General features: G+C 73.3%; 20 protein-coding genes. 12 read left to right on the top strand and 8 right to left on the bottom strand.

Going from position 1 to position 20226, the window contains the following annotated elements:
- Window positions 1-9: 9 nt before the first annotated feature.
- A complete protein-coding gene (locus tag HF577_RS18440) occupies window positions 10-429 on the bottom strand; it encodes a VOC family protein (protein ID WP_169397128.1) in 420 nt (139 codons plus the stop codon).
- Between the two features lie 180 nt (window positions 430-609).
- Between HF577_RS18440 and HF577_RS18435 the strand changes: the two genes are divergently transcribed.
- Window positions 610-1308 carry a class II aldolase/adducin family protein gene (locus tag HF577_RS18435; protein WP_169397127.1) on the top strand — a complete coding sequence of 233 codons (699 nt, stop codon included), beginning with the start codon at window positions 610-612 and terminating at the stop codon, window positions 1306-1308.
- A 7-nt stretch (window positions 1309-1315) separates the two neighbouring features.
- On the opposite strand, the gene HF577_RS18430 is transcribed toward HF577_RS18435, so the two are convergent.
- Complete coding sequence (locus HF577_RS18430) at window positions 1316-2509, bottom strand: zinc-dependent alcohol dehydrogenase (RefSeq protein WP_169397126.1); 1194 nt, start codon at window positions 2507-2509, stop codon at window positions 1316-1318.
- Between the two features lie 101 nt (window positions 2510-2610).
- On the opposite strand from HF577_RS18430, the gene HF577_RS18425 reads away from it, so the two are divergent.
- Complete coding sequence (locus tag HF577_RS18425) at window positions 2611-3411, top strand: SDR family NAD(P)-dependent oxidoreductase (RefSeq protein WP_169397125.1); 801 nt, start codon at window positions 2611-2613, stop codon at window positions 3409-3411.
- Window positions 3412-3498: 87 nt separating this feature from the next.
- Here HF577_RS18425 and HF577_RS18420 read toward each other — a convergent pair whose 3' ends face one another.
- Both HF577_RS18420 and HF577_RS18415 read right to left on the bottom strand, forming a co-directional pair.
- Complete coding sequence (locus HF577_RS18420) at window positions 3499-4959, bottom strand: dihydroorotase (protein ID WP_169397124.1); 1461 nt, start codon at window positions 4957-4959, stop codon at window positions 3499-3501.
- A gap of 43 nt (window positions 4960-5002) precedes the next feature.
- Window positions 5003-6358: an FAD-dependent oxidoreductase gene (locus HF577_RS18415; RefSeq protein WP_169397123.1), complete on the bottom strand. Its 1356-nt coding sequence runs from the start codon at window positions 6356-6358 to the stop codon at window positions 5003-5005.
- Window positions 6359-6530: 172 nt separating this feature from the next.
- On the opposite strand from HF577_RS18415, the gene HF577_RS18410 reads away from it, so the two are divergent.
- The 6 genes from HF577_RS18410 (at window position 6531) to HF577_RS18385 (ending at window position 13192) form a co-directional block, all read left to right on the top strand.
- Window positions 6531-7370: an IclR family transcriptional regulator gene (locus HF577_RS18410; protein ID WP_211174466.1), complete on the top strand. Its 840-nt coding sequence runs from the start codon at window positions 6531-6533 to the stop codon at window positions 7368-7370.
- Window positions 7370-8578, top strand: coding sequence for a CaiB/BaiF CoA transferase family protein (locus HF577_RS18405; RefSeq protein ID WP_312859219.1), 1209 nt, complete (start codon window positions 7370-7372; stop codon window positions 8576-8578). The genes HF577_RS18410 and HF577_RS18405 overlap by 1 nt, the downstream gene beginning before the upstream one ends.
- Window positions 8575-9453 (top strand): HpcH/HpaI aldolase/citrate lyase family protein, encoded by an 879-nt coding sequence (locus HF577_RS18400; protein WP_169397120.1) that lies wholly within the window; start codon window positions 8575-8577, stop codon window positions 9451-9453. Before HF577_RS18405 ends, HF577_RS18400 begins: the two co-directional genes overlap by 4 nt.
- The gene (locus HF577_RS18395; RefSeq protein WP_169397119.1) at window positions 9450-10298 is read left to right on the top strand and encodes a cyclase family protein; all 849 of its coding nucleotides are present in this window, start codon (window positions 9450-9452) and stop codon (window positions 10296-10298) included. The genes HF577_RS18400 and HF577_RS18395 overlap by 4 nt, the downstream gene beginning before the upstream one ends.
- Complete coding sequence (locus HF577_RS18390) at window positions 10295-11737, top strand: MmgE/PrpD family protein (protein ID WP_169397118.1); 1443 nt, start codon at window positions 10295-10297, stop codon at window positions 11735-11737. Before HF577_RS18395 ends, HF577_RS18390 begins: the two co-directional genes overlap by 4 nt.
- A 174-nt stretch (window positions 11738-11911) precedes the next feature.
- On the top strand, window positions 11912-13192 hold the full coding sequence (locus HF577_RS18385; RefSeq protein WP_246266589.1) for an MFS transporter: 1281 nt from the start codon (window positions 11912-11914) through the stop codon (window positions 13190-13192).
- A 15-nt stretch (window positions 13193-13207) separates the two neighbouring features.
- Here HF577_RS18385 and ligD read toward each other — a convergent pair whose 3' ends face one another.
- Entirely contained in the window at window positions 13208-14239 is a 1032-nt protein-coding gene (ligD, locus tag HF577_RS18380) for a non-homologous end-joining DNA ligase (RefSeq protein ID WP_169397117.1), read from the bottom strand.
- A 31-nt stretch (window positions 14240-14270) separates the two neighbouring features.
- On the opposite strand from ligD, the gene HF577_RS18375 reads away from it, so the two are divergent.
- The 3 genes from HF577_RS18375 (at window position 14271) to HF577_RS18365 (ending at window position 16531) form a co-directional block, all read left to right on the top strand.
- Complete coding sequence (locus tag HF577_RS18375; protein ID WP_169397116.1) at window positions 14271-14576, top strand: hypothetical protein; 306 nt, start codon at window positions 14271-14273, stop codon at window positions 14574-14576.
- Window positions 14577-14644: 68 nt separating this feature from the next.
- A complete protein-coding gene (msrB, locus tag HF577_RS18370) occupies window positions 14645-15088 on the top strand; it encodes a peptide-methionine (R)-S-oxide reductase MsrB (RefSeq protein ID WP_169397115.1) in 444 nt (147 codons plus the stop codon).
- A 78-nt stretch (window positions 15089-15166) separates the two neighbouring features.
- A complete protein-coding gene (locus HF577_RS18365) occupies window positions 15167-16531 on the top strand; it encodes an alpha/beta hydrolase family protein (RefSeq protein WP_169397114.1) in 1365 nt (454 codons plus the stop codon).
- A gap of 9 nt (window positions 16532-16540) precedes the next feature.
- Here the strand turns inward: HF577_RS18365 and hemQ are convergent, their stop codons facing one another.
- From hemQ to hemE, 3 genes are read right to left on the bottom strand one after another with little or no spacing between them, the layout of a single operon-like run.
- A complete protein-coding gene (gene hemQ / locus HF577_RS18360; RefSeq protein ID WP_169397113.1) occupies window positions 16541-17236 on the bottom strand; it encodes a hydrogen peroxide-dependent heme synthase in 696 nt (231 codons plus the stop codon).
- The gene (gene hemG / locus HF577_RS18355; protein WP_312859217.1) at window positions 17209-18720 is read right to left on the bottom strand and encodes a protoporphyrinogen oxidase; all 1512 of its coding nucleotides are present in this window, start codon (window positions 18718-18720) and stop codon (window positions 17209-17211) included. Before hemG ends, hemQ begins: the two co-directional genes overlap by 28 nt.
- Window positions 18717-19787, bottom strand: coding sequence for a uroporphyrinogen decarboxylase (gene hemE / locus HF577_RS18350; protein ID WP_169397112.1), 1071 nt, complete (start codon window positions 19785-19787; stop codon window positions 18717-18719). Before hemE ends, hemG begins: the two co-directional genes overlap by 4 nt.
- Window positions 19788-19901: 114 nt before the next feature.
- Between hemE and HF577_RS18345 the strand changes: the two genes are divergently transcribed.
- Window positions 19902-20226, top strand: a 325-nt coding sequence (locus HF577_RS18345; protein WP_169397111.1) for a DUF3000 family protein, incomplete at its 3' end; no start/stop codon positions are given.

The following is a 20226-nucleotide window of genomic DNA, read 5'->3' as shown; positions in this document are numbered from 1 at the left end:
GATCTCCGGCTACTTCACGAACAGCTGCGACCGGTCCTTGAACGCCTTGAACTCCAGCGCGTTGCCCGCGGGGTCGAGCAGGAACATGGTCCACTGCTCGCCGGGCTCGCCCGCGAACCGCAGGTACGGCTCGATGACGAACGTCGTGCCGGCCGCGCGCAGGCGCTCGGCCATGTCCTGGAACCGCTCCACGGTGAGCACCAGCCCGAAGTGCGGGACCGGCACCCGGTGGCCGTCCACGTCGCTGTGCCCGACGGGGCCCGAGCCGGGCGCCCGGTGGGTGACGAACTGGTGCCCGTCGAGGTCCCAGTCCACCCAGTGTTCGTCGGAGCGGCCCTCGGCCAGGCCGAGCACACCGCCGTAGAACTCGCGGGCACGGCCGATGTCGTCGACGGGCACGGCCAGATGGAAGGGGGACAGCTCGGTCACGCTCGCTCCTCTGTCAGGGTCACTCCTCGTTCACTGTGCCAGGACGACCGGCCGTCCGAGCACCGTGCACATCTCCTGGCCACCGTGCACACGTCCTGACGTATGCACGGTGGCCACCACGTGTGCGCCCCGGATTCCGGGTATGCCCGTCCGACCGCCGCCCGAGGGAGACCGTCCGACATGCTGCTGCCGAACCACCGCGTCGAGATCGTGCAGTACTGCCGCCGCATGCAGGCCGACGGCCTGACGGTGGGCACGTCGGGCAACATCTCGGTGCGCTCCGGCGACCACATCGCGATCACGCCCACCGGTGTGGCCTACGAGAACCTGACGGCCGCGTCGATCTGCGTGGTCGACCTGGAGGGACGCCCGGTGGAGGAGGGGCTGATGCCCTCGTCCGAGGTCCCGATGCACACCAGCGTCTACGCGCAGACGGACGCCGTCGCGGTCGTGCACACCCATCCGCTCTACGCCACCGCGCTCTCCACGCTGGTGGACGAGCTGCCCGCCGTGCACTACATGGTCGCGCTGCTCGGCGGCCCGGTGCGGGTGGCGCCCTACGCGACCTACGGCAGCGTCGAGCTCGCGGACAACAGCGTGCGCGCGATGGAGGGCCGGTTCGGCGTGATCCTGCAGAACCACGGCGCCACCACCTACGGCGACAGCCTCGCCGCGGCCTACACCCGCAGCATCTACCTGGAGTGGCTCTGCCGCCTCTACCACCAGGCGCGCCTGCTCGGGGAGCCCCACATCCTGCCGCCCGAGGAGATCGAGCGGGTGGGCCGGATGCTCGGCAGCTACGGACCGGCACCGGGACCCCCACCGGCGGTGCCCCGCCCCCGCGGTGAGGCGGCCGACGACCCGGCGGGGCACCGGTAGCCCGTTCTCAGCCGAGTCCCGGCTGCAGCAGCGTCTTCACCATCCCGTCCTTCTTCGCCTGGAACATCGCGTACGCCTCGGGTGCGGCGTCCAGCGGCAGCCGGTGGGTGGCGAAGTCCTCGACGCCGAGCGGGTCGCCGTCGGTCAGCAACGGGAGGATCTCGGGCACCCAGCGGTGGACGTTGGCCTGGCCCATCCGCAGCTGGATCTGCTTGTCGAAGATCGTGAGCATCGGCAGCGGGTCGGCCATCCCGCCGTACACGCCGCTGATCGAGATCGTGCCCCCGCGGCGCACCAGGTCGACCGCCGAGTGGAGCGCGCTCAGCCGGTCGGTGCCTGCCGTCTCCATCAGCTTCGCCGCCACGGCGTCCGGCAGCAGGCCTGTGAGCTGGTGGGCGAGCTTCCCGACCGGCGAGCCGTGCGCCTCCATCCCGACGGCCTCCACCACCGCGTCCGCGCCGCGTCCGCCGGTCAGCTCGCGGACGTAGTCGCCGAGGTGCTGGCCGTGGCCGGTGAGGTCCAGCGTCGTGACGCCCCGGGCCCTGGCCCGTTCCAGGCGCTCCGGGACGAGGTCGACGCCGATCACCTTCCCGACGCCGCGGTGGAGCGCGATCCGGGCCGCCATGTCGCCGATCGGCCCGAGCCCCAGCACCACCAGCGACCCACCCGGCGGCACCGCCGCGTACTCGACGGCCTGCCACGCCGTGGGCAGCACGTCGGAGAGGTAGACGAACCGGTCGTCCGGCGGCCCGTCGGGAACCGTGATCGGCAGCGTGTTGCCGAACGGGACCCGCAGGTACTCGGCCTGGCCGCCCGGCACCTGGCCGTACAGCTTCGTGTAGCCGAACAGGGAGCCGCCCTTGCCGTGCTCCCGGACCTGGGTGGTCTCGCACTGCGAGTGCAGGCCGTTGCCGCACATGAAGCACGTGCCGCAGGAGACGTTGAACGGGATCACGACCCGGTCGCCCGGACGCACCGCGGTGACCTCGGCTCCCACCTCCTCGACCACACCCATCGGTTCGTGACCGAGGATGTCGCCCTCGTCGAGGAACGGCCCGAGCACCTCGTACAGATGCAGGTCGGATCCGCAGATCCCCGTCGAGGTGATCTTCACGATCACGTCGGTCGGGTCCGTGATCGCCGGGTCGGGCACGGTGTCGACCCGGATGTCGCGCTTGCCGTGCCAGGTGACCGCTCGCATGGAGCCTCCTCGTCGTGCGCGTGATCGTCCGGTCCAGGCGTTCCCGTCTCCACGTCCGGGAAACCAGGGATAGTCCGGATCTCACGGGGTAGCCGATCGCCATGACCACTTCCGAGACCAGCCCCCTCGCCGTCGTCACCGGCGCGTCGAGCGGAATCGGCCGTGAGCTGGCGAAGCAGTTCGCCGAGAACGGCTTCGACCTCCTCGTCACCGCCGAGGACACCCGCATCGACGAGGCTGCCGCGCACCTGCGCGCCACCGGCGCCGACGTCCGGGCGGTGCGCGCCGACCTACGCACCGCCGACGGGGTGGAGGAGCTCTACAGGGCGATCACCGCCACCGGACGCCCGGTGGACGCCGCGGCCCTGAACGCGGGTGTCGGGCAGGGCGGCGCGTTCCTCGACACCGACCTGGCCGACGAGCTCGACATCATCGACCTGAACATCACCTCGACGGTGCGTCTCGCCAAGCGCCTGCTCCGGGACATGGCCGTGCGGGACGAGGGGCGGATCCTGATCACCTCCTCGATCGCCTCGACGATGCCGGGGTCGTTCCAGGCCGTCTACAACGCGTCGAAGTCCTTCCTGCAGTCGTTCGCGGAGGCACTTCAGAACGAGCTGAAGGACACCGGTATCACCATCACGTCACTGATGCCGGGCCCGACCGAGACCGACTTCTTCCACCGCGCCGACATGGACGACACGAAGGTGGGCGCCTCGTCGAAGGACGACCCCGCCCAGGTGGCCGAGCAGGGTTTCCGGGCGCTGATGAAGGGCGAGGCGAAGATCGTCGCCGGGTCGGTGGGCACGAAGGCCCAGGGCGTCGCCGGCAAGGTGCTGCCCGACAAGCTCAAGGCCGCCGCGCACCGGCAGATGGCCGAGCCCGGGTCGGCGGACCGGTAGGCGGGTCGCCGGGACGACCGGGCCACAGGCTCGCGGTACGGGCGACTCGCGGGTGGGAAAGGGGCGACTCGCGGGTGTGGGGGCCGGTCAGGGCGTCTGCGAGCGGTTCAGGTACTGCCCGGTCGGGGCTCCCAGCACGGATCCCTCGTGGAAGACGAGCTCACCGCGCAGGAACGTCGAGGTGACCGTGGAGCCGATCTCCAACCCGCGGAACGGGGTGTACTGCTGGGTCGACTCGGAGTGGGCCGGGTCCACGACGAAGGACGTGTCCGGGTCGACCAGTGCGATGTCGGCATCGAACCCGGGCGCGATGTCGCCCTTGGTCGGCAGCCCGAAACGCTGCGCCGGGTTCCACGCCGTCAGCTCCGCGATCCGCGACAGGGCCAGGCCGCGCTTGCGGCCCTCCCCCACCAGTCCGGGCAGCAGGTACTCCGTGCCGCCGAAGCCGGACTTCGCCGCGAACACGTCGGAGGGGTCCTCGCCGAACTTGGTCTCCTCCTTGCAGCAGGCGTGGTCGGACACCACCCAGCTGACGTTCCCGGCGAGCAGGTGCTCCCACAGCGCCTCCACGTCGGCACGCGGGCGCAGCGGCGGGTTGACCTTGCCGCCGATCCCGTCGGCCGTGGTGACGTCGGCGAGCAGGTGCCCGATCGTCACCTCCCGCCGGAAGTCCACGTGCGGGAACGTCCCCGCCATCAGCATCGCCGCCTCCATCGCCTTCGCCGACGAGAGGTGCAGCAGGTTGATCGTGGGCAGGCCGGTCTCGTGGGCGAGGTAGGACGCGATGGTGACGGCGAGGCCTTCCGAGTGCGCAGGCCGCGACGCGCTGTAGGCCTCCAGCCCGGACAGGTCACCGGCCTGCTCGACCATCCGCGTGTAGGCGGTCATGATCTCGGCGGTCTCGCAGTGCAGTGACAGCGAGATCCGGTCGGCGAGCTCAGGGTGGGCCTCCCGGGCGGCCTGCACCCCGCGCATCACGAACTCGAAGTGCGCGAGGTCGTAGCGCTCCCCCTCAGGGATCATGAGGAACGCGTTCTGGTCGGTCGAGCGGCCGTGCAGCCCGTGGCTGCCGTAGAACATGAAGATCTTGAACGACGTCACGCCGTGCTCGGCCACCAGCGCGGGGATCTCGTCGATGTGGGAGGCCTGCATCGGCGCGAGGTGGAAACCGTAGTCGACGTAGGAGCGGCCCCGCGCCGCGGCGAGCACCTCGGGGAAGACCTCCGCGTAGCTCCCGCCCCGGTTCAGGTAGTACTGGCCGGTGCGCATGTAGGTGAGCGACGTGGTGACCCCACCCTGCGCGCAGGCCCGGCTCTCGGACGCCGTGTCGTCGGCGAGCGGGTTGTAGATGCCCCAGTGCTGGTGGGCGTCGACGACGCCGGGGAACGCGAGGCGGCCACGGCCGTCGTGCACGGTGGTGCCGGGCCCGGGCTCGATGCGCGGGGCCACCTGCGTGATGCGCCCGCCGCTCACCGCGATGTCGGCGGTGTCGACGTCCTCGACGCCGGGACGGACCACCCGGACGTCACGGATGATGAGGTCGGTCATCGGTCACCTCTCGAGGGCGGTGTGCGGATCGGGTTGTCGCTGGTCATGCGGTGGCGGCCAGGTGGTCGGCCGCGAGATGGGCGAGGCCGAGCGCGGGCAGCAGCCCGTTGCCGGCCAGGTAGCCGGCGGCGCCGTGGCCGGACATGCCGACCGCCGCGCCGCCGGACGCGTAGAGCCCACCCAGCGGTGCGCCCCCGGTGTCGAGCACCTGGGCGTGCTGATCGACCAGCAGGCCGCCCTGGGTGTGGAACAAGGCGGGGACGACCTCGACGGCGTGGTACGGCGGGGCGAGGGGGGCCGCGACGTGGGTACGACCGTACTTGTCGAGCGCCTCTCCCCTCGCCACCGCCGCGATCGTGGTGACCTCGGCCGTCAGGACCGAGGCGGACATCCCCGTGCGCTCGGCGAGCTCGCCGAGGGTGTCGGCGGTACGCACGGCGCCGCTGTCGACGACGTCGCGGAAGTCGGTGAAGCTGCGGCAGAGCTCGTTGATGCGCTCGTCGAGCACGATCCAGCCGCACCCGCCGGGCCGGGCGGCGAGCAGCGCGGCGTACTCGGAGTAGCCGACGGTCTCGTCGCCGAAGCGCCGGCCCTCCCGGTCGACCACCAGCGCGCCCTGCATGACCGTCGTCCAGGTGACGAGCGTGCGCGCGGCGGCGGAGACGGCGGCGTGGCCCTGGTAGGCGTCGAGACAGCCGGTGGCCGCGCCGAGCGACTCGCCGATCCGCAGTGCGTCGCCGCGTGACTGCGCGCTGCCGTGGTAGTCGACGTCGGCGATCTCGGGGAGGTGGGAGCGGACGAGGTCGGGGTCGGCGCCGAAGCCGTTGGTGGCGAGCAGCACGGCCCGCGCGCTGATCTCCTCGCGCCGCCCGTCGGGGTACTCGACGACCGCGCTCCGGTCCCCTGCCCGGTCGATACCCACCGCGACGAGGCGGGCCGGCGCGAGCAGGTCGATGCGATCGTGCGTCCGCACGGCGTCGGCCAGGCCCTGCAGCAGCACCGACCCGTGCCGTCCGGGAAGGGTGTGCATCCGCCGCGCGCTGTGCCCGGGATAGTCCACGTCGCCTGCCAGCTCGATCGGCATCCCGACGTGGTCGGCGAGCCACTCCACGAGCTGTGCGCTGACGGTGGCGAGCGCGGTGGCGACCCGCGGATCGGCCTGCCCGCGGGTCTTGGCGGCGATGTCGGTGAGGAAGCGCTCCGGGGAGTCGTCGACGCCTGCGGCGCGTTGGTAGCGCGAACCGGCGCCCGGGATCATCGCCGTGGACATCGAGGTGTTGTTGGAGCGCAGGTGGTGCTCGTCGGCCTCGACCACCAGCACGTCCATCCCGAGCTGTGCCGCTCGGAGGGCGCCGGCGAGGCCGCCGCCCGCTCCGGCCACCACGAGGTCGACGTCCATTCGCCCCCCTCGTTCCGCTCATCGGAACAGATGTCGTCCGGCAGTGCCTCTTCATCTCTACCGCTCAGGCCTACGAAGGGCAATGCCTGCGGTGTCACTCCTTGACAGCCGACAACGGCAGGAGTCAGGCTCGTTCCGCCAAGCGATACGACGGACGGGCGGGAGAACAAGGGTGACGACCGGGGAGCCGAGCGGCGGCACCGAGAGCACCACGCGGGTCGCCGACGTTCTGTTGATGTTCACCGAGGGGCCGTCGGCGCTCGGTGTCTCGCGGATCGCGCGCGAGCTCGGCCTGAGCAAGGCCGTGGTGCACCGGATCCTGCAGTCGCTGGCCGGCCGGGAGCTCGTGGTGCTCGACCAGGCCACGAGGGAGTACCGGCTCGGACCGGCCGTGGCGGCGCTGGGGGCGAGGGCGCTGCGCGACTCCGACCTGCGCTCCGCCGCCCTCGCCCCGTTGCGGCAGCTGCGCGACGAGTTCGGCGAGACGGCCACCCTCAGCACGCCCGTGCCGCACGGCCGCGTCTACCTCGACCAGGTCACCGGCACCCACGAGATCACGATGTCCGTGGAGCTGGGGCGCCGGTTCCCGCTGCACGCCGGCAGCAGCGGCAAGTGCATGCTCGCGTTCGCCGAGCCCGCGGTGCTCGCCGGTGTCCTCGGCGCTCCGCTGGAGAAGCTCACCCCGGCCACGATCGTCGACCCGGACGTGCTGGCCGCCGACCTCGCCCTGGTCAGGGACCGCGGCTTCGCCACCTCGGCAGGCGAGCGGCAGGGCGACGCGGCGTCGGTCGCGGCCCCGGTCTTCGGGCTGTCGGACGAGGTGGTCGGCGCGATCTCGGTGTGCGGCCCGCGCTACCGGATGGACGAGGAGCTCGTCGGGCTGATCGCCCCGCGCGTCGTCGCGGTGGCCGAGCACATCTCGAGGCGCCTCGGTGCCACTCCCGGTGCCCGCAGGCGATCCGGCACCGGCACGACTGCGACCGCGCCCGCGGTCGCCACGGGAAGGACGTGATCACGACGCCGGACACAGTCACCGGCGACGCTCTGGCGGGCCTGCGGGTCCTCGACGTCGCCACCCTCTTCGCCGGGCCGCTGGCCGCCACCCTGCTCGGCGACCACGGCGCCGAGGTGATCAAGATCGAGCACCCGCGGGGCGGCGACCCGTCGCGCACCCACGGCGTGCAGCGCGACGGTGTCGGGCTGTGGTGGAAGATGCTCGGCCGCAACAAGAAGTCGGTCACCCTCAACCTCTCCACCTCCGACGGCCAGGAGCTCTTCCGGGCGCTGGCGGCCGACGCCGACGTCGTGATCGAGAACTTCCGGCCGGGGACGCTGGAGCGATGGGGCGTCGGCTGGGACGTGCTCAGCGCGCGGAACCCGCGCCTCGTGCTCGCGCGGGTCACCGGCTTCGGCCAGTTCGGGCCGTACGCGAACCGGCCCGGGTTCGGCACCCTCGCCGAGGCGATGAGCGGGTTCGCCGCGATCACCGGCGAGCCGGACGGCCCGCCCACGTTGCCGCCGTTCGGGCTCGCCGACGGTGTCGCCGCGCTGACCACCGCGTTCGGCATCATGACCGCGCTGCGCGCGCGTGACTCCACGGGCCGCGGCCAGGTGCTCGACATGGCGATCATCGAGCCGCTGCTCACGCTGCTCGGACCGCAGGTCATCGGGTACGACCAGCTCGGCGTGTTGCAGCAGCGCACCGGCAACCGCTCGGGCAACAACGCGCCGCGCAACACCTACCGCTGCGCCGACGGCCAGTGGGTCGCGGTCTCCACCAGCGCGCAGTCGATCGCCGAGCGGGTGCTGCACCTGGTCGGGCGGCCCGACCTGGCCGCGCAGCCGTGGTTCGCCTCGGGCCGGCAGCGCGCCGAGCACGCCGACGAGCTCGACGAGGCGGTGGGCGGCTGGATCGCCCAGCGCGACCGCGACGAGGTCATCGCCGAGTTCGAGAAGGCGCAGGCCGCCGTCGCCCCGATCTACACCGCGGCCGACGTGCTGGAGGACCCGCAGTTCCGGGCGCTGGGCAGCATCGTCTCGGTCGACGACGACGAGCTTGGCCCGATCCGGTTCCAGAACGTGCCGTTCCGGCTGTCGGAGACCCCGGGCCGGGTCCGGACGTCGGGCCCGCCGCTGGGCCGGCACACCGCCGAGGTGCTCGCCCGCTACGGCGTGGACGCCGCACGGCTGGAGCAGCTGCGCGCGGCGGGTGCGGTGTGACCGCCCCGGCCACCGCGCTCGGCCGGGCCCGCAGCTGGCTCTACGTCCCGGCCCATCGCACCGACCTCGTGGGCAAGGCCCTGACCGGCGCCGCCGACGCCGTGGTGCTCGACCTGGAGGACGCGGTACCGCCGCAGGCCAAGGACGCCGCGCGCGCCGCGGCCGTCGCCGCGCTGGAGGCGCCCCGGGCCATTCCGGTGTGGGTGCGGATGAACACCCTCGACGGCCCGTGGGGACGTGCCGACACCGACGCGCTGGCGAGCGCCCGTCCCGACGGGGTGCGCGTGCCCAAGGCAGCCGACGCCGGCGCGGTCGCGGAGCTCGCCGAGCGGCTCGCCGTGCCGGTGCACCTGCTGCTGGAGTCGGCGCTGGGCGTCGAGAACGCGTTCCTGCTGGCCCGCTGCCACCCCCTGGTCGCCGGGGTGTCACTCGGCGAGGCCGACCTGGCCGCCGACCTGCACGTCCGCGACCCCGCGGCGCTGCGGTGGGCCCGCCAGCGGGTGGTCGTGGCGAACCGGGCGGCCGGGCTCCCGAGCCCGGTGGCCGCGGTCTGGACCGACCTCTCCGACCTCGACGGACTCGCCGCCGACAGCATCGCCGCCCGTGACGAGGGCTTCTTCGGCCGTTCGGTGATCCATCCGGCCCAGCTCGAACCCGTGCACCGGGCGTTCACCCCGGCGCAGGCGGAGATCGACTCGGCACGCGCCCTGCTCGGCTCGCTGCAAGCCGCTTCCGAGCAGGGCACGAGCGCCTTCGTGGACGAACGCGGCCGGTTCGTCGACCCCGCTGTCGTCGCCGGCGCGCGCTGGCTGCTCGACCTCGCCCCCGGACCCGACGATCCGGCCGCTGCAACGGCCGGGAGGGATCGCTCATGACGAACGGCAGGACCACCACCTCCACCCACCCCACCACGGCCGCGCTGCTGGCCGCCGTCGCCGGCGGCGTGCGGACCGTCGAGCTCGGTCACCCGCTGGTCACGGGGATGTCGACCTCGCCGAACCACCCCGGGTTCCGGATGACGCTGATCCGTCGGCACGGCGACGTGGTTCGTCCCGACGGCGGTTCCGCCTCCAACGAGATCATCGTCACCGGCGGCCACGTCGGCACCCACATCGACGCGCTCTCCCACGTCAGCCAGGACGGGCGCCTGCACGGCGATGTCGACGCGGAGGCCGCTCAGCGCGGCGGGCAGCACACCGAGCACGGCGCGGAGCGGATCCCGGCGATGATCACCCGCGGGGTCCTGCTCGACGTGGCGGCGACGCACGGCGTCGAGGTGCTCGACGGCGGGCACCCGGTCACGGCGGCCGACCTCACCGCAGCCGCGCAGCGGGCGGGCGCCGAACCGGGCCGGGGCGACGTGGTGCTCGTGCGCACCGGATGGGCCCGGTACTTCGCCGACCCCACGGTCTACGTCGGCCACGACAGCGGCGTCCCCGGCGTCACCGAGGACGGTGCACGCTGGCTGGCCGACCGCGGGGTGGTCGCGGCGGGGGCCGACACCACCGCGTTCGAGCACATCGCGCCAGGAGCGGGCCACCGGGTGCTGCCCGTGCACCGGGTGCTGCTGGTCGAGAACGGCATCCACATCATCGAGCACCTGAACCTCGAGGATGCGGCGGAGCAGGGCCTCACCGAGTTCCTGTTCGTGCTGGCCCCGCTGCGGATCGTCGGGGGCACCGGGTCGCCGGTGCGTCCGGTGGCGGTGGTCGGGGCATGAGCGAGCTTGCGAGCGAATCATCGACACAGCGCACGCCCACCCCTGCACAGCAGGTGGGGGCGCTCGCCGAGCGCGTGGTCCGCGACGGCCTGCCCGCCTTCCTGCGCGACGATCTCGCCGGCCGCACGGTCGACGTGCTCGGCATCTGTCTCGCCGCCCGCGCCGAGGAGCCCGCCCGGATCGTCGACGCCGTCGTGCGCGAGTGGGGTGGCACGGGCGTCGCCACGGCCGTCGGGTCGCGCGACCGGCTGCCGGCACCGTCGGCCGCGCTCGTCAACGGCACCCTCGCGCACAGCCTGGACTTCGACGACACGCACCTGCCCTCCGTGCTGCACCCGTCCTCCGCCGTGCTGCCCGCCGCACTGGCCGTCGCCGAGCAGGTGGGGGCGTCCGGCACGGCGATGCTCGACGCCGCGGCCGTCGGCATCGAGGTGACCTGCCGGCTCGGGATGGCGGGCTACGACGAGGAGCTGGGCAACTCGGTGTTCTTCGAGCGCGGCCAGCACGCCACCGCGATCTGCGGGGCGATCGGGGCCGCCGTCGCGGCCGGGATGCTGCACCGGCTCGACGCCGACACGATCACCTCGGTGATCGGCATCGCGGCGAGCATGGGCGCGGGCATCATCGAGGCCAACCGCACCGGGGGCACGATCAAGCGCGTGCACTGCGGATGGGCCGCCCACGCCGGTGTGGCCGCCGCCGACCTCGCGCGCCACGGGCTCACCGGGCCACCGACCGTCCTGGAAGGCCGCTTCGGGTTCCTGCAGGCGTTCTGCGGCGACCGGGTGCACGTCGAGCGGGTCACCGACGGGCTCGGCGAGCAGTGGGAGACCCCCGGCATCTTCTTCAAGCCCTATCCGTGCAACCACTTCACCCACGCCGGGATCGACGCGGCGCTGGCGCTGCGGGCGTCGGGAGTGACGGCGGAGTCGGTGCGGAGCCTGACGCTCGGCGTGCCCGCTCCCGTGCTGCGCACCATCGCCGAGCCGCCGGAGGAGAAGGCGCGGCCCCGCTCGGGCTACCACGCCGCGTTCAGCGGTCCCTACACCGTCGCGGCGGCCCTGCTGGGCGGCGGCGGGCTCGGGCTCTTCCACGAGGACTTCACCGACGCGGCCGCGGCCGACCCCGCCCGGCTGGCGCTCGCGGCGCTGGTGCGGTGCGAGGCCGACGCGGAGTCCACCGCGATCTTCCCGCACCAGTTCCCTGCGGTGCTCACCGCCGAACTGGCCGACGGCCGCACGGTCACCGAACGGGTGCTGGCCAACCGCGGGGGGCCGCAGCGGCCGCTGTCGGACGCCGAGCTGTCGGTGAAGTTCACCGGCAACGCCGAGCGGTCGGTGAGCCCGGACGCGGCCCGCGAGCTCGCACAGGCCGTCTGGGACCTGCGCAGCGGCCGCGACGTCGCCGGCGTCACGGAGCTTCTCCGCCAGGCGTCGTGATGGCGTTCCCCTTGGCGGAACACTTGTAACGACCTTGTACAGACCAGCAATTCCGGGCTTCGCGCATTGACCGGAATCGCTGCCGAATGCCAGGCTCGACCGAACAAATGGTCGTGTTCCTACCAGCGGAACAGACTCGACGCGAGCCGTTTCAGCACACAGCGAGGTACGCCAATGAGGACCCGATTTCGCTGGGCGACGATCGCCCTGGTCGTCGCGCTGATCGTCATCAACTACATCGACCGCAGCGCGATCTCGTTCGCCGTCGCGCCGTTGGAGCGGGAGTTCGGGATCACCACGGCCCAGTACGGCGTCATCAGCAGCGCCTTCGCGGTCGGCTACATGGTGTTCGCCTTCCTGTCCGGCCCGCTGGTCGACCGCTTCGGCCCGCGCCGCGTGCTCCTGGTGGCGATCACGATCTTCTCGATCTCCGTGGCGCTCATCCCGGTGGCCGGAGGGTTCGCCGGGCTGCTGCTCCTGCGGATCCTCCTCGGCGCAGGCGAGGCACCGGCCTTCCCCGCCGCGACCCGGATCGTCAGCCGCTGGCTGCCGTCGGTCGAGCGGGGGTTCGCCCTGGCGCTCATCGGCGGCGTCGCGGTCTCCGGCAGCCTGCTCATCGCCGGTCCGCTGCTCACCCAGCTGATCGCCCTGATCGGCTGGCGCGGCACCTTCTGGCTGATGGCCGTGCTCGGGGTCGCCTGGGCGGTCGCCGCGATCGGCCTGCTCGCGAACGCCCCCGAGGAGTCCCGCCACGTCGGCGACCGCGAACTGGCCCACATCACTGCGGGCCGGGTGCCCGAGGAGGCGGCGAGCCGCAGTCGCGTCGACTGGAGGGCCCTGCTCACCAACCGCAACCTGTGGATCGTCGCCGCCGGCTACTTCGCCTGGGGCTTCATGTTCTGGGGCTTCCTCTACTGGCTGCCGCAGTACCTCTCGACCTTCGGGCTCAGCATCACGGCCGTGGGCGCCTTCTCGGTGGCCCCGTGGGCCGCGGGCGTGGTCGGCGCGCTGGTGGGAGGGTTCGTCGTCGACCGCTTCTACGCCCGCACGCAGAGCATCCGCAGCCGCTTCACGATCATGGGCGTCGCGCTGCTGCTGTCGGCCTGCTCACTCGTCCCGATCATCCTCCATCCCACCCTCACCGTCGCGCTGGTGTTCATCTCGCTCGGCGTCGGGCTCGGGTTCGTCACCGGCGGGATCTGGTGGGTCGCCTCGATCGACGCCGAGCCCGCCCAGCCGGCCAGCGCCGCCGGGTTCACCGACGCCGCCTTCGCGCTGTCCGGGATCGTGGCGCCGATCATCATGGGACTCATCGTCTCCGGCACCGGCACGTACACCAGCGGCTTCGTCCTCATGAGCGTGCTGGCCGCCGCCGGTGCGCTGCTCATGCTGTTCGGCCCGAAGGAACGCCGCGCCGCGCCGGCCGGCACCACGCAGGCGGCCTCGGCGTCGTGACCCGCCGTCGGCGGGTCACGCGTCGGTGGACCGTGCCCGGGAGGGCTGCACCCGCATCGGCTCGCCCGGCATCTTCGGGTACTCGGGCGGGTAGGGCATCTCCCCCAGCCCTCGGTCGCGCTCGTCGGCGGCGTACCAGTCCAGCGCGGTCTCGATCCCGCCGACGGCCTCGTCCATCCCGGCGTGGGGGTCGCCGCGTTCGGCGAGGAGGCCGGGCACGGTCCGCACGTCGAAGTCCTCCGGCTCGACGTCCGGCAGCGTCTCCCAGGTGAGCGGCATCGACACCGTGGCCCGCGGCCGCCCCCGCACCGACCACGCCGACGCGACCGTGCGGTCGCGCGCGGCCTGGTTGAAGTCGAGGAACACGCGCTCCCCGCGCTCCTCCTTCCACCAGTCGACGGTGGCCTTCTCCGGCAGCCGCTCCGCCACCCGGCGGGCGACCGCGATCACGGCGTGGCGGACGTCGATGAAGTCCCACTCGGGCCGGATCCGGCAGAACACGTGCAGGCCACGGCCGCCCGAGGTCTTGGGCCAGCCGACGAGGCCTGCCTCGTCGAGCACCCCGTGCAGCACCGCCGCCACCTCCTTCGCGTCGGCGAAGCCGGTGCCCGGCTGGGGGTCGAGGTCGATGCGGAGCTCGTCGGGGTGGTCGGTGTCGGCGCGGCGCACGGGCCACGGGTGGAAGTCGAAGGTGCCCATGTTCGCCGCCCACAGCAGCACCGCGGGCTCGGTGGGGCACAGGGAGTCGGCGACGCGGCCGCTGGGGAACGTCACCCGCGCCGTCTCCACGTAGTCCGGGGCGCCCTTCGGGAGCCGCTTGGAGTAGAACGGCTCACCGTCGACGCCGTCGGGGTAGCGCTTGAGGTTGGTGGGGCGCTCGCGCAGCACCCCCAGCAGTGGTTCGGCCACGGCGCGGTAGTACTCCACCACCTCGCCCTTGGTGATCCCCCGCTCCGGGAAGTACACCCTGTCCGCGCTGGTCAGCCGCACCTCTCGGGAGCCGTTCGGCCCGGGGACGGTGAGCAGCACCGCGCTCTTGCTCGCCACGCTGGCGCACGCTACCGGCTACCCTCGGCGGATGCCCGAACTTCACGAGCCGGACCGCTCGACCCGGTCACGGCAGTTCGACGGCGAGCTGGTCGGTATGGACCCCGACGACCCCGAGGCACAGGCGTTCGCCGCCCACCTCGACCGCATGCAGAACAACCGGCCCGCGTTCACGGTGGAGGGCTACCTCCACGGCGTGAGCGACTTCGCCGACTGCGCCAACCGCGCCGAGGGCGAGCGGCGCTGGGCCGCGGTGCTGGTGGTGCTGCTGCTGCTCGCCGTGGCGGCGCACCTGGTGTGGGACGTGCTGACGTTCGTGCTGGTCACCTGGCTGTAGAGCCGCCGTAATGACCCCGTCATGAGTGGATCTGCACGGTGGCGGGATCCGGACATACTCTGGAACGCATGGATCCCGTCCACGCTGACCACCAGCTCACCGAGCCCGAGCCGAAGGTCGTCAAGTCCGACGCCGAGTGGCGCGAGCAGCTCACCCCCGCCGAGTACCAGGTGCTGCGCAAGGCGGCCACCGAGCGCGCGTTCACCGGGGAGTACACCGACACGAAGACCTCGGGCGTCTACTCCTGCCGCGCCTGCGGGGCCGAGCTGTTCCGCTCCGACACCAAGTTCGAGTCGCACTGCGGGTGGCCGTCCTTCTTCACCCCGCTGGCGGGCGACGCCGTCATCGAGCGCACCGACGTCAGCCTGGGCATGAAGCGCGTCGAGGTGGTCTGCGCCACCTGCCACAGCCACCTCGGGCACGTCTTCGAGGGCGAGGGCTACGGCACGCCCACCGACCTGCGCTACTGCATCAACTCGATCTCGCTGCGCCTGGAACCCGACGCCCGATAATCCGCCGACCTCTGGCTTCCGGCGCGCGCGACCGGTAGGGATGATGATCGACCCTGTCGACGTCGCCGGAGGTTCTCGATGCCGCGTCCCCGTCCGCTGCTGATCCTGCTGGCCGGCCTCATCGGGTGCAGTGCCTCGACGGGAGCGGCAGCGCCGGCCGAACCGCCGGACGAGAGCCGGGCCCGGCCCGGCTACACCATCGTGCTCCCCGAGCTCGCCCCGCTTCCGGCGGGCGGCGGCGAGACCAGGGTGCTCACCGGCGTCCACCGGAACGCGGGGTACGCCGTCGAGGTGCCGCCGCAGTGGAACGGCGACCTCGTGCTGTGGGCGCACGGCTTCCGCGGCAACGGCCCCGAGCTCACCGTCGACGCGCCGCCGTACGGGCTGCGCGAGCGGTTCGTCGCGCAGGGGTACGCGTGGGCGTCGTCGTCGTACGACCGCAACGGCTACGACATCGCCTCCGGCGTGCGCTCCACCGCGGAGCTGGCAGCCGAGTTCGGCGAGCTGGTGGGTGTCCCGGAGCGGACGTACCTCGCGGGCGTCTCGATGGGCGGGCACGTCGTCGCGCGGGCACTGGAGGAGAGCCCGGGCGCCTACGACGGCGCGCTGCCGATGTGCGGCGTGCTCGGCGACCACGAGCTGTTCGACTACTTCCTCGACTTCCAGCTCGCGGCAGGTGCGCTCGCCGGGGTGCCGGCGTACCCGGCGGGTCCGGACTATGCCACCGCCGTGCTCCCGAAGATCTACGCGGGCCTGGGGCTCGCCCCGGGCAACCCGGCCGTCGGCACGCCGGCGGCCGAGCAGCTGCGCGCCGCCACCGTCCTCGACTCCGGCGGCCCGCGGCCCGGCGCCGACGCCGCGTTCGGCTACTGGAAGGACTTCCTGTTCGACCTCGGGGTGCCGGACACGGCCGAGTCCCCCGTCGACGGGGTGGCCGCCGACCCCGGGCTCGTGGCGGGCAACGAGGGCACCGACTACGCGCCGGACGAGCCCGTCGACCTCGACGCCGCCGTGCAGCGCGTTCCGGTGGCCGACGCGCGCACCCGCGAGTCCGACGACCTCACCCCCGTCGCGCAGGTGGCCGGCACACCCGACGTGCCGGTGCTGTCGCTGCACGGTCTCGGTGACCTGTTCGTGCCGTTCTCGATGGAACAGGTCTACGCGGCCGAGGTGGCCGACGCGGGCCGTTCCGAGCTCCTCGTGCAGCGGGCCGTCCGGGCCACCGGCCACTGCGAGTTCTCCCCCGCGGAGGCCGGTCAGGCCTGGGACGACCTGGTGACGTGGGTGACCGACGGCACGCGGCCCGGCGGGGACGACGTGACCGACCGCGCGGCCGTGGCGGACCCCGCCTTCGGCTGCCGCTTCTCCGACCCGGCCGCGTACGCCGCCGCGGGCGCGCCGTCGGAGAACGACACGCGCCGCCTGTTCGAGCCGTGCCCCTGACCCGACCGATCAGGGGAAGGTGGCGACGAGCTCGCCCGGCTGCACCCGCGGCCCGGTGAAGAAGGGCACCTCCTCGCGGACGTGCCGGCGGGCCTCGGTGGCGCGCAGGTGCCGCATGAGGTCGACGATCCGGTCGAGCTCGTCGGCCTCGAAGGCGAGGATCCACTCGTAGTCGCCGAGCGCGAACGCGGGCACGGTGTTGGCCCGCACATCCGGGTAGCCGCGAGCCTGCATGCCGTGGTCGGCGAGCATCTGGCGGCGCTCGTCGTCGGGCAGCAGGTACCACTCGAGCGAGCGCACGAACGGGTAGACGCAGACGTAGCGCTTCGGGTCCTCCCCCGCGATGAACGCGGGGAGGTGGCTCTTGTTGAACTCCGCCGGGCGGTGCAGCGCCACCTGGCTCCAGACCGGCGCGGTGGCGCGGCCGAGCGCGGTGGTGCGGCGCAGGTCGGCGTAGGCGGCCTGGAGCGCCTCGATGTTGTCGGCGTGCCACCAGATCATGAAGTCGGCGTCGGCGCGCAGCCCGGCGAGGTCGTACACGCCGCGAACGACCACACCCTTGTCGGCGAGCGCGTCGAGGAACTGCGTGAACTGGCCGGCGGCCTCGGTACGGTCCTCGCCCAGCCGTCCCGGCTCCACGCGGAACACGGACCACATGGTGTAGCGGATGGTGCTGTTCAGCTCGTTGTAGTCGAGGCGGGCCATGCACCCATCCTGCCACGGGGGCCCGGCGCATCCGCCTCGCGCCGCTGTGTCGTCAGATGCGCCACGAGCCGCTCGGCGGCCGCGCGCGCCGTGGCGACACAGGCCGGCACCCCGACGCCGTGCAGGGCCGAACCGGCCACGGCGAGCCCCGCCGGGAGCCCGTCCTCGATGGTCCGCACGCGGTCGAGGTGGCCCACCCCGTACTGCGGCAGGCCGCCGCCCCAGCGCTGGACGTGGGCCGCGACGGGCTCGGCGGTGATGCCGGTGAGCGCCGCGAGGTCGGCCCGGGCGCGGTGGACGAGCCCGGCGTCGTCGACCTGCAGGGTGGCGGCCTCCCCGAAGCGGCCGAGGCTGGCCCGCAGCCGGACCAGACCGTCGGGCGACAGGTGGGCCCACTTGTTCGTCGAGTGTGTGAAGGCCTTCACCGACAGCGGCTCCCCCGTGGCGACCAGCGCACCGGAGGTGGGCGGCAGGACGGCGGCGTCGGTGGGGCGGTAGGCGAGGGCGACGACGACCGAGGAGGCCAGCTCGATCTCGGCGGCGGCCCGGGCCGCGACCGGCGCCACCGCGGCGAGCAGCCGGGCCGCGGCGGGGGCGGGGACCGCGAGCACCACGGCGTCCACGTCGAGCGTCTCGGGTGCGGTGGTGGGGCCGAGCACGAGCCGCCAGCCGGTCTCGCGGCGCTGCAGGTCGCGGACGGTGGTGCCGAGCCGGACATCGGCAGCGGCGGCGTCGGACAGGGCGTCGAGGAGCGTGCGGTAGCCGCCGGCCAGCGCGCCGAACACCGGGGTGGGACGCGCGGGCGCCCCCTCGGACGACGGCGGCGGCTTCGGAGGCGGCACGGTGGCCGCGTCGGCCGCCGCCGTGAGCGACGGGGCTCCCGCGTCGAGGGCCGCGGCGAGAGCGGGGATCGTGGGCCGCAGGCCCAGCGTGTCGACCCGCCCCGCGTAGACCCCGCCCAGCAGCGGGTCGGCGAGCCGGTCGGCGATCTCGTCGCCGAACCGTTCGCGCAGCAGGCCGCCCAGCGCCGTGTCCGCCCCGGGCTCCCAGCGCAGCGGCCGGGCCGGCTCGGCCGCGACGGCGGCCAGGCCCGGTGCGGAGAGCAGCCCGTCCAGCCGCGCGGCGCTCGTCGGCACCCCGAGCAGGGTGGCGCCGGGCAGCGCGGTGGTGCGCCCGTTCACGCGCAGCGAGGCCGTGGCCCCCGTGGGGTGCACCTGCGCGCCGGCGAGACCGAGCTCGCCCAGCAGCAGCGGCATCTCCGGGCGCCGGGCCAGGAACGCCTCCGCGCCGACGTCGAAGGGCACGCCGGCCAGGTCGACGGTGTGCAGCACACCACCGACGCGGTCGCGCTGCTCGAGGACGGTGATCGTGGCGGCGGGGCCGACGCGGGCCCGCAGCCGGTGCGCCGCCGCGAGCCCCGAGACGCCGCCTCCGACGACGGCGACATGCGGGGCGGGCTGCGCGGGCACAGGTCGAACGGTCACGGCCGCAGGCTGTGCACCAGCTCGACGAGCCGGCTGAGGACGTCCGGATCGGTCTCGGGGAGCACCCCGTGGCCGAGGTTGAACACGTGCCCGGGGGTACGGCGGCCCTCGTCGACGATCCGGCGCGCCTCGGCCTCGATCGACTCGCGGTCGGCGAAGAGGACGGCCGGGTCGAGGTTGCCCTGGACCGGATGCGTGCCACCGGCCCGGCGGGCCGCGACGTCGAGCGGGATCCGCCAGTCGACGCCCACGACGTCGGCCCCGGCCTCGGCCATGGCGCCCAGCAGTTCGCCCGTGCCGACGCCGAAGTGGATCCGCGGCACGCCGGTGTCGGCGAGCCCCTCGAGCACGCGGGTGGAGTGCGGCAGGGCGTAGGTGCGGTAGTCGCGCTCCGAGAGCGCACCGGCCCACGAGTCGAACAGCTGGACGACGTCGACGCCCGCGTCGATCTGGGCGCGCAGGAACACCGAGCACGACTCGGCGAGGCGGGCCATCAGCGCGTGCCAGACCTCGGGCGCGGACCGCATGAGGGCCTTGGTGCGCTCGTGGTTGCGGCTGGGGCCGCCCTCCACGAGGTAGGAGGCGAGGGTGAAGGGGGCGCCCGCGAAGCCGATGAGGGGGGTGTCGCCCAGCTCACGCAGCAGCAGGCCGATCGCCGCGGCCACCGGGGCGGCCTGCTCGGCGTGCAGCGTCGGGATGCGCTCGACGTCGGCCATCGTGCGCACGGGGCGCGCGACCACCGGACCGGTGCCCGCAACGATGTCGACCGACACACCCGCGATGTAGAGCGGCACGACGATGTCGCTGAACAGGACAGCGGCGTCGACGCCGTGGCGGCGCACCGGCTGGAGCGTGATCTCGCACGCCAGATCCGGCGTCAGGCAGGACTGCAGCATCCCCGTGCCGGCGCGCAGGGCGCGGTACTCGGGCAGCGAGCGCCCGGCCTGCCGCATGAACCACACCGGGATGTGCGACGGCGTCTCTCCTCGCATCGCCGCGAGCAGCGGCGCGGCACGCAGGTCCCGCCGCCCGGTACGCGAGAACCCGCTCGCGGAGTCGAGCTTCATGACCTCATCGTCGCACGCCCCCCGAATGGATCACCCGACCGTGCACGGTCGGGCGTGCGATCACGCGGCGCGCCTCGTCACCCGAACACGGAGAGCGACCTAGAGTCAGCACTCGTGCCCGCAACGACCACGCCACCGCCAGAGTTCCTGGAGGCGGTCGCCTCGCTGCGCGCCATCCGGCCGAGACCGGAGCTGATCGTGGCCGCGCTCGATGCACCGCCCCGGCTCGCCCCCTACACGTGGGCCTTCAGCGTCGAGGCCGACGCCGGCCGCAGCCCGGGGGAGGAACTGGACGAACCGGATACCTCGGGCAGGTTGATCCTTCTGCACGATCCCGCAGGCCAGGACGCCTGGGAGGGCACCTTCCGGCTGGTCTGCTTCGTGCAGGCCCGCCTCGATCCGGAGCAGCTCGGCGACGAGATGCTGCCGGTGGTCGGAT

The sequence above is a fragment of the Pseudonocardia xinjiangensis genome (assembly GCF_012911925.1).
GTDB classification, from domain to species: domain Bacteria; phylum Actinomycetota; class Actinomycetes; order Mycobacteriales; family Pseudonocardiaceae; genus Pseudonocardia; species Pseudonocardia xinjiangensis.
This window is presented reverse-complemented; position numbering and strand designations above follow the sequence as displayed.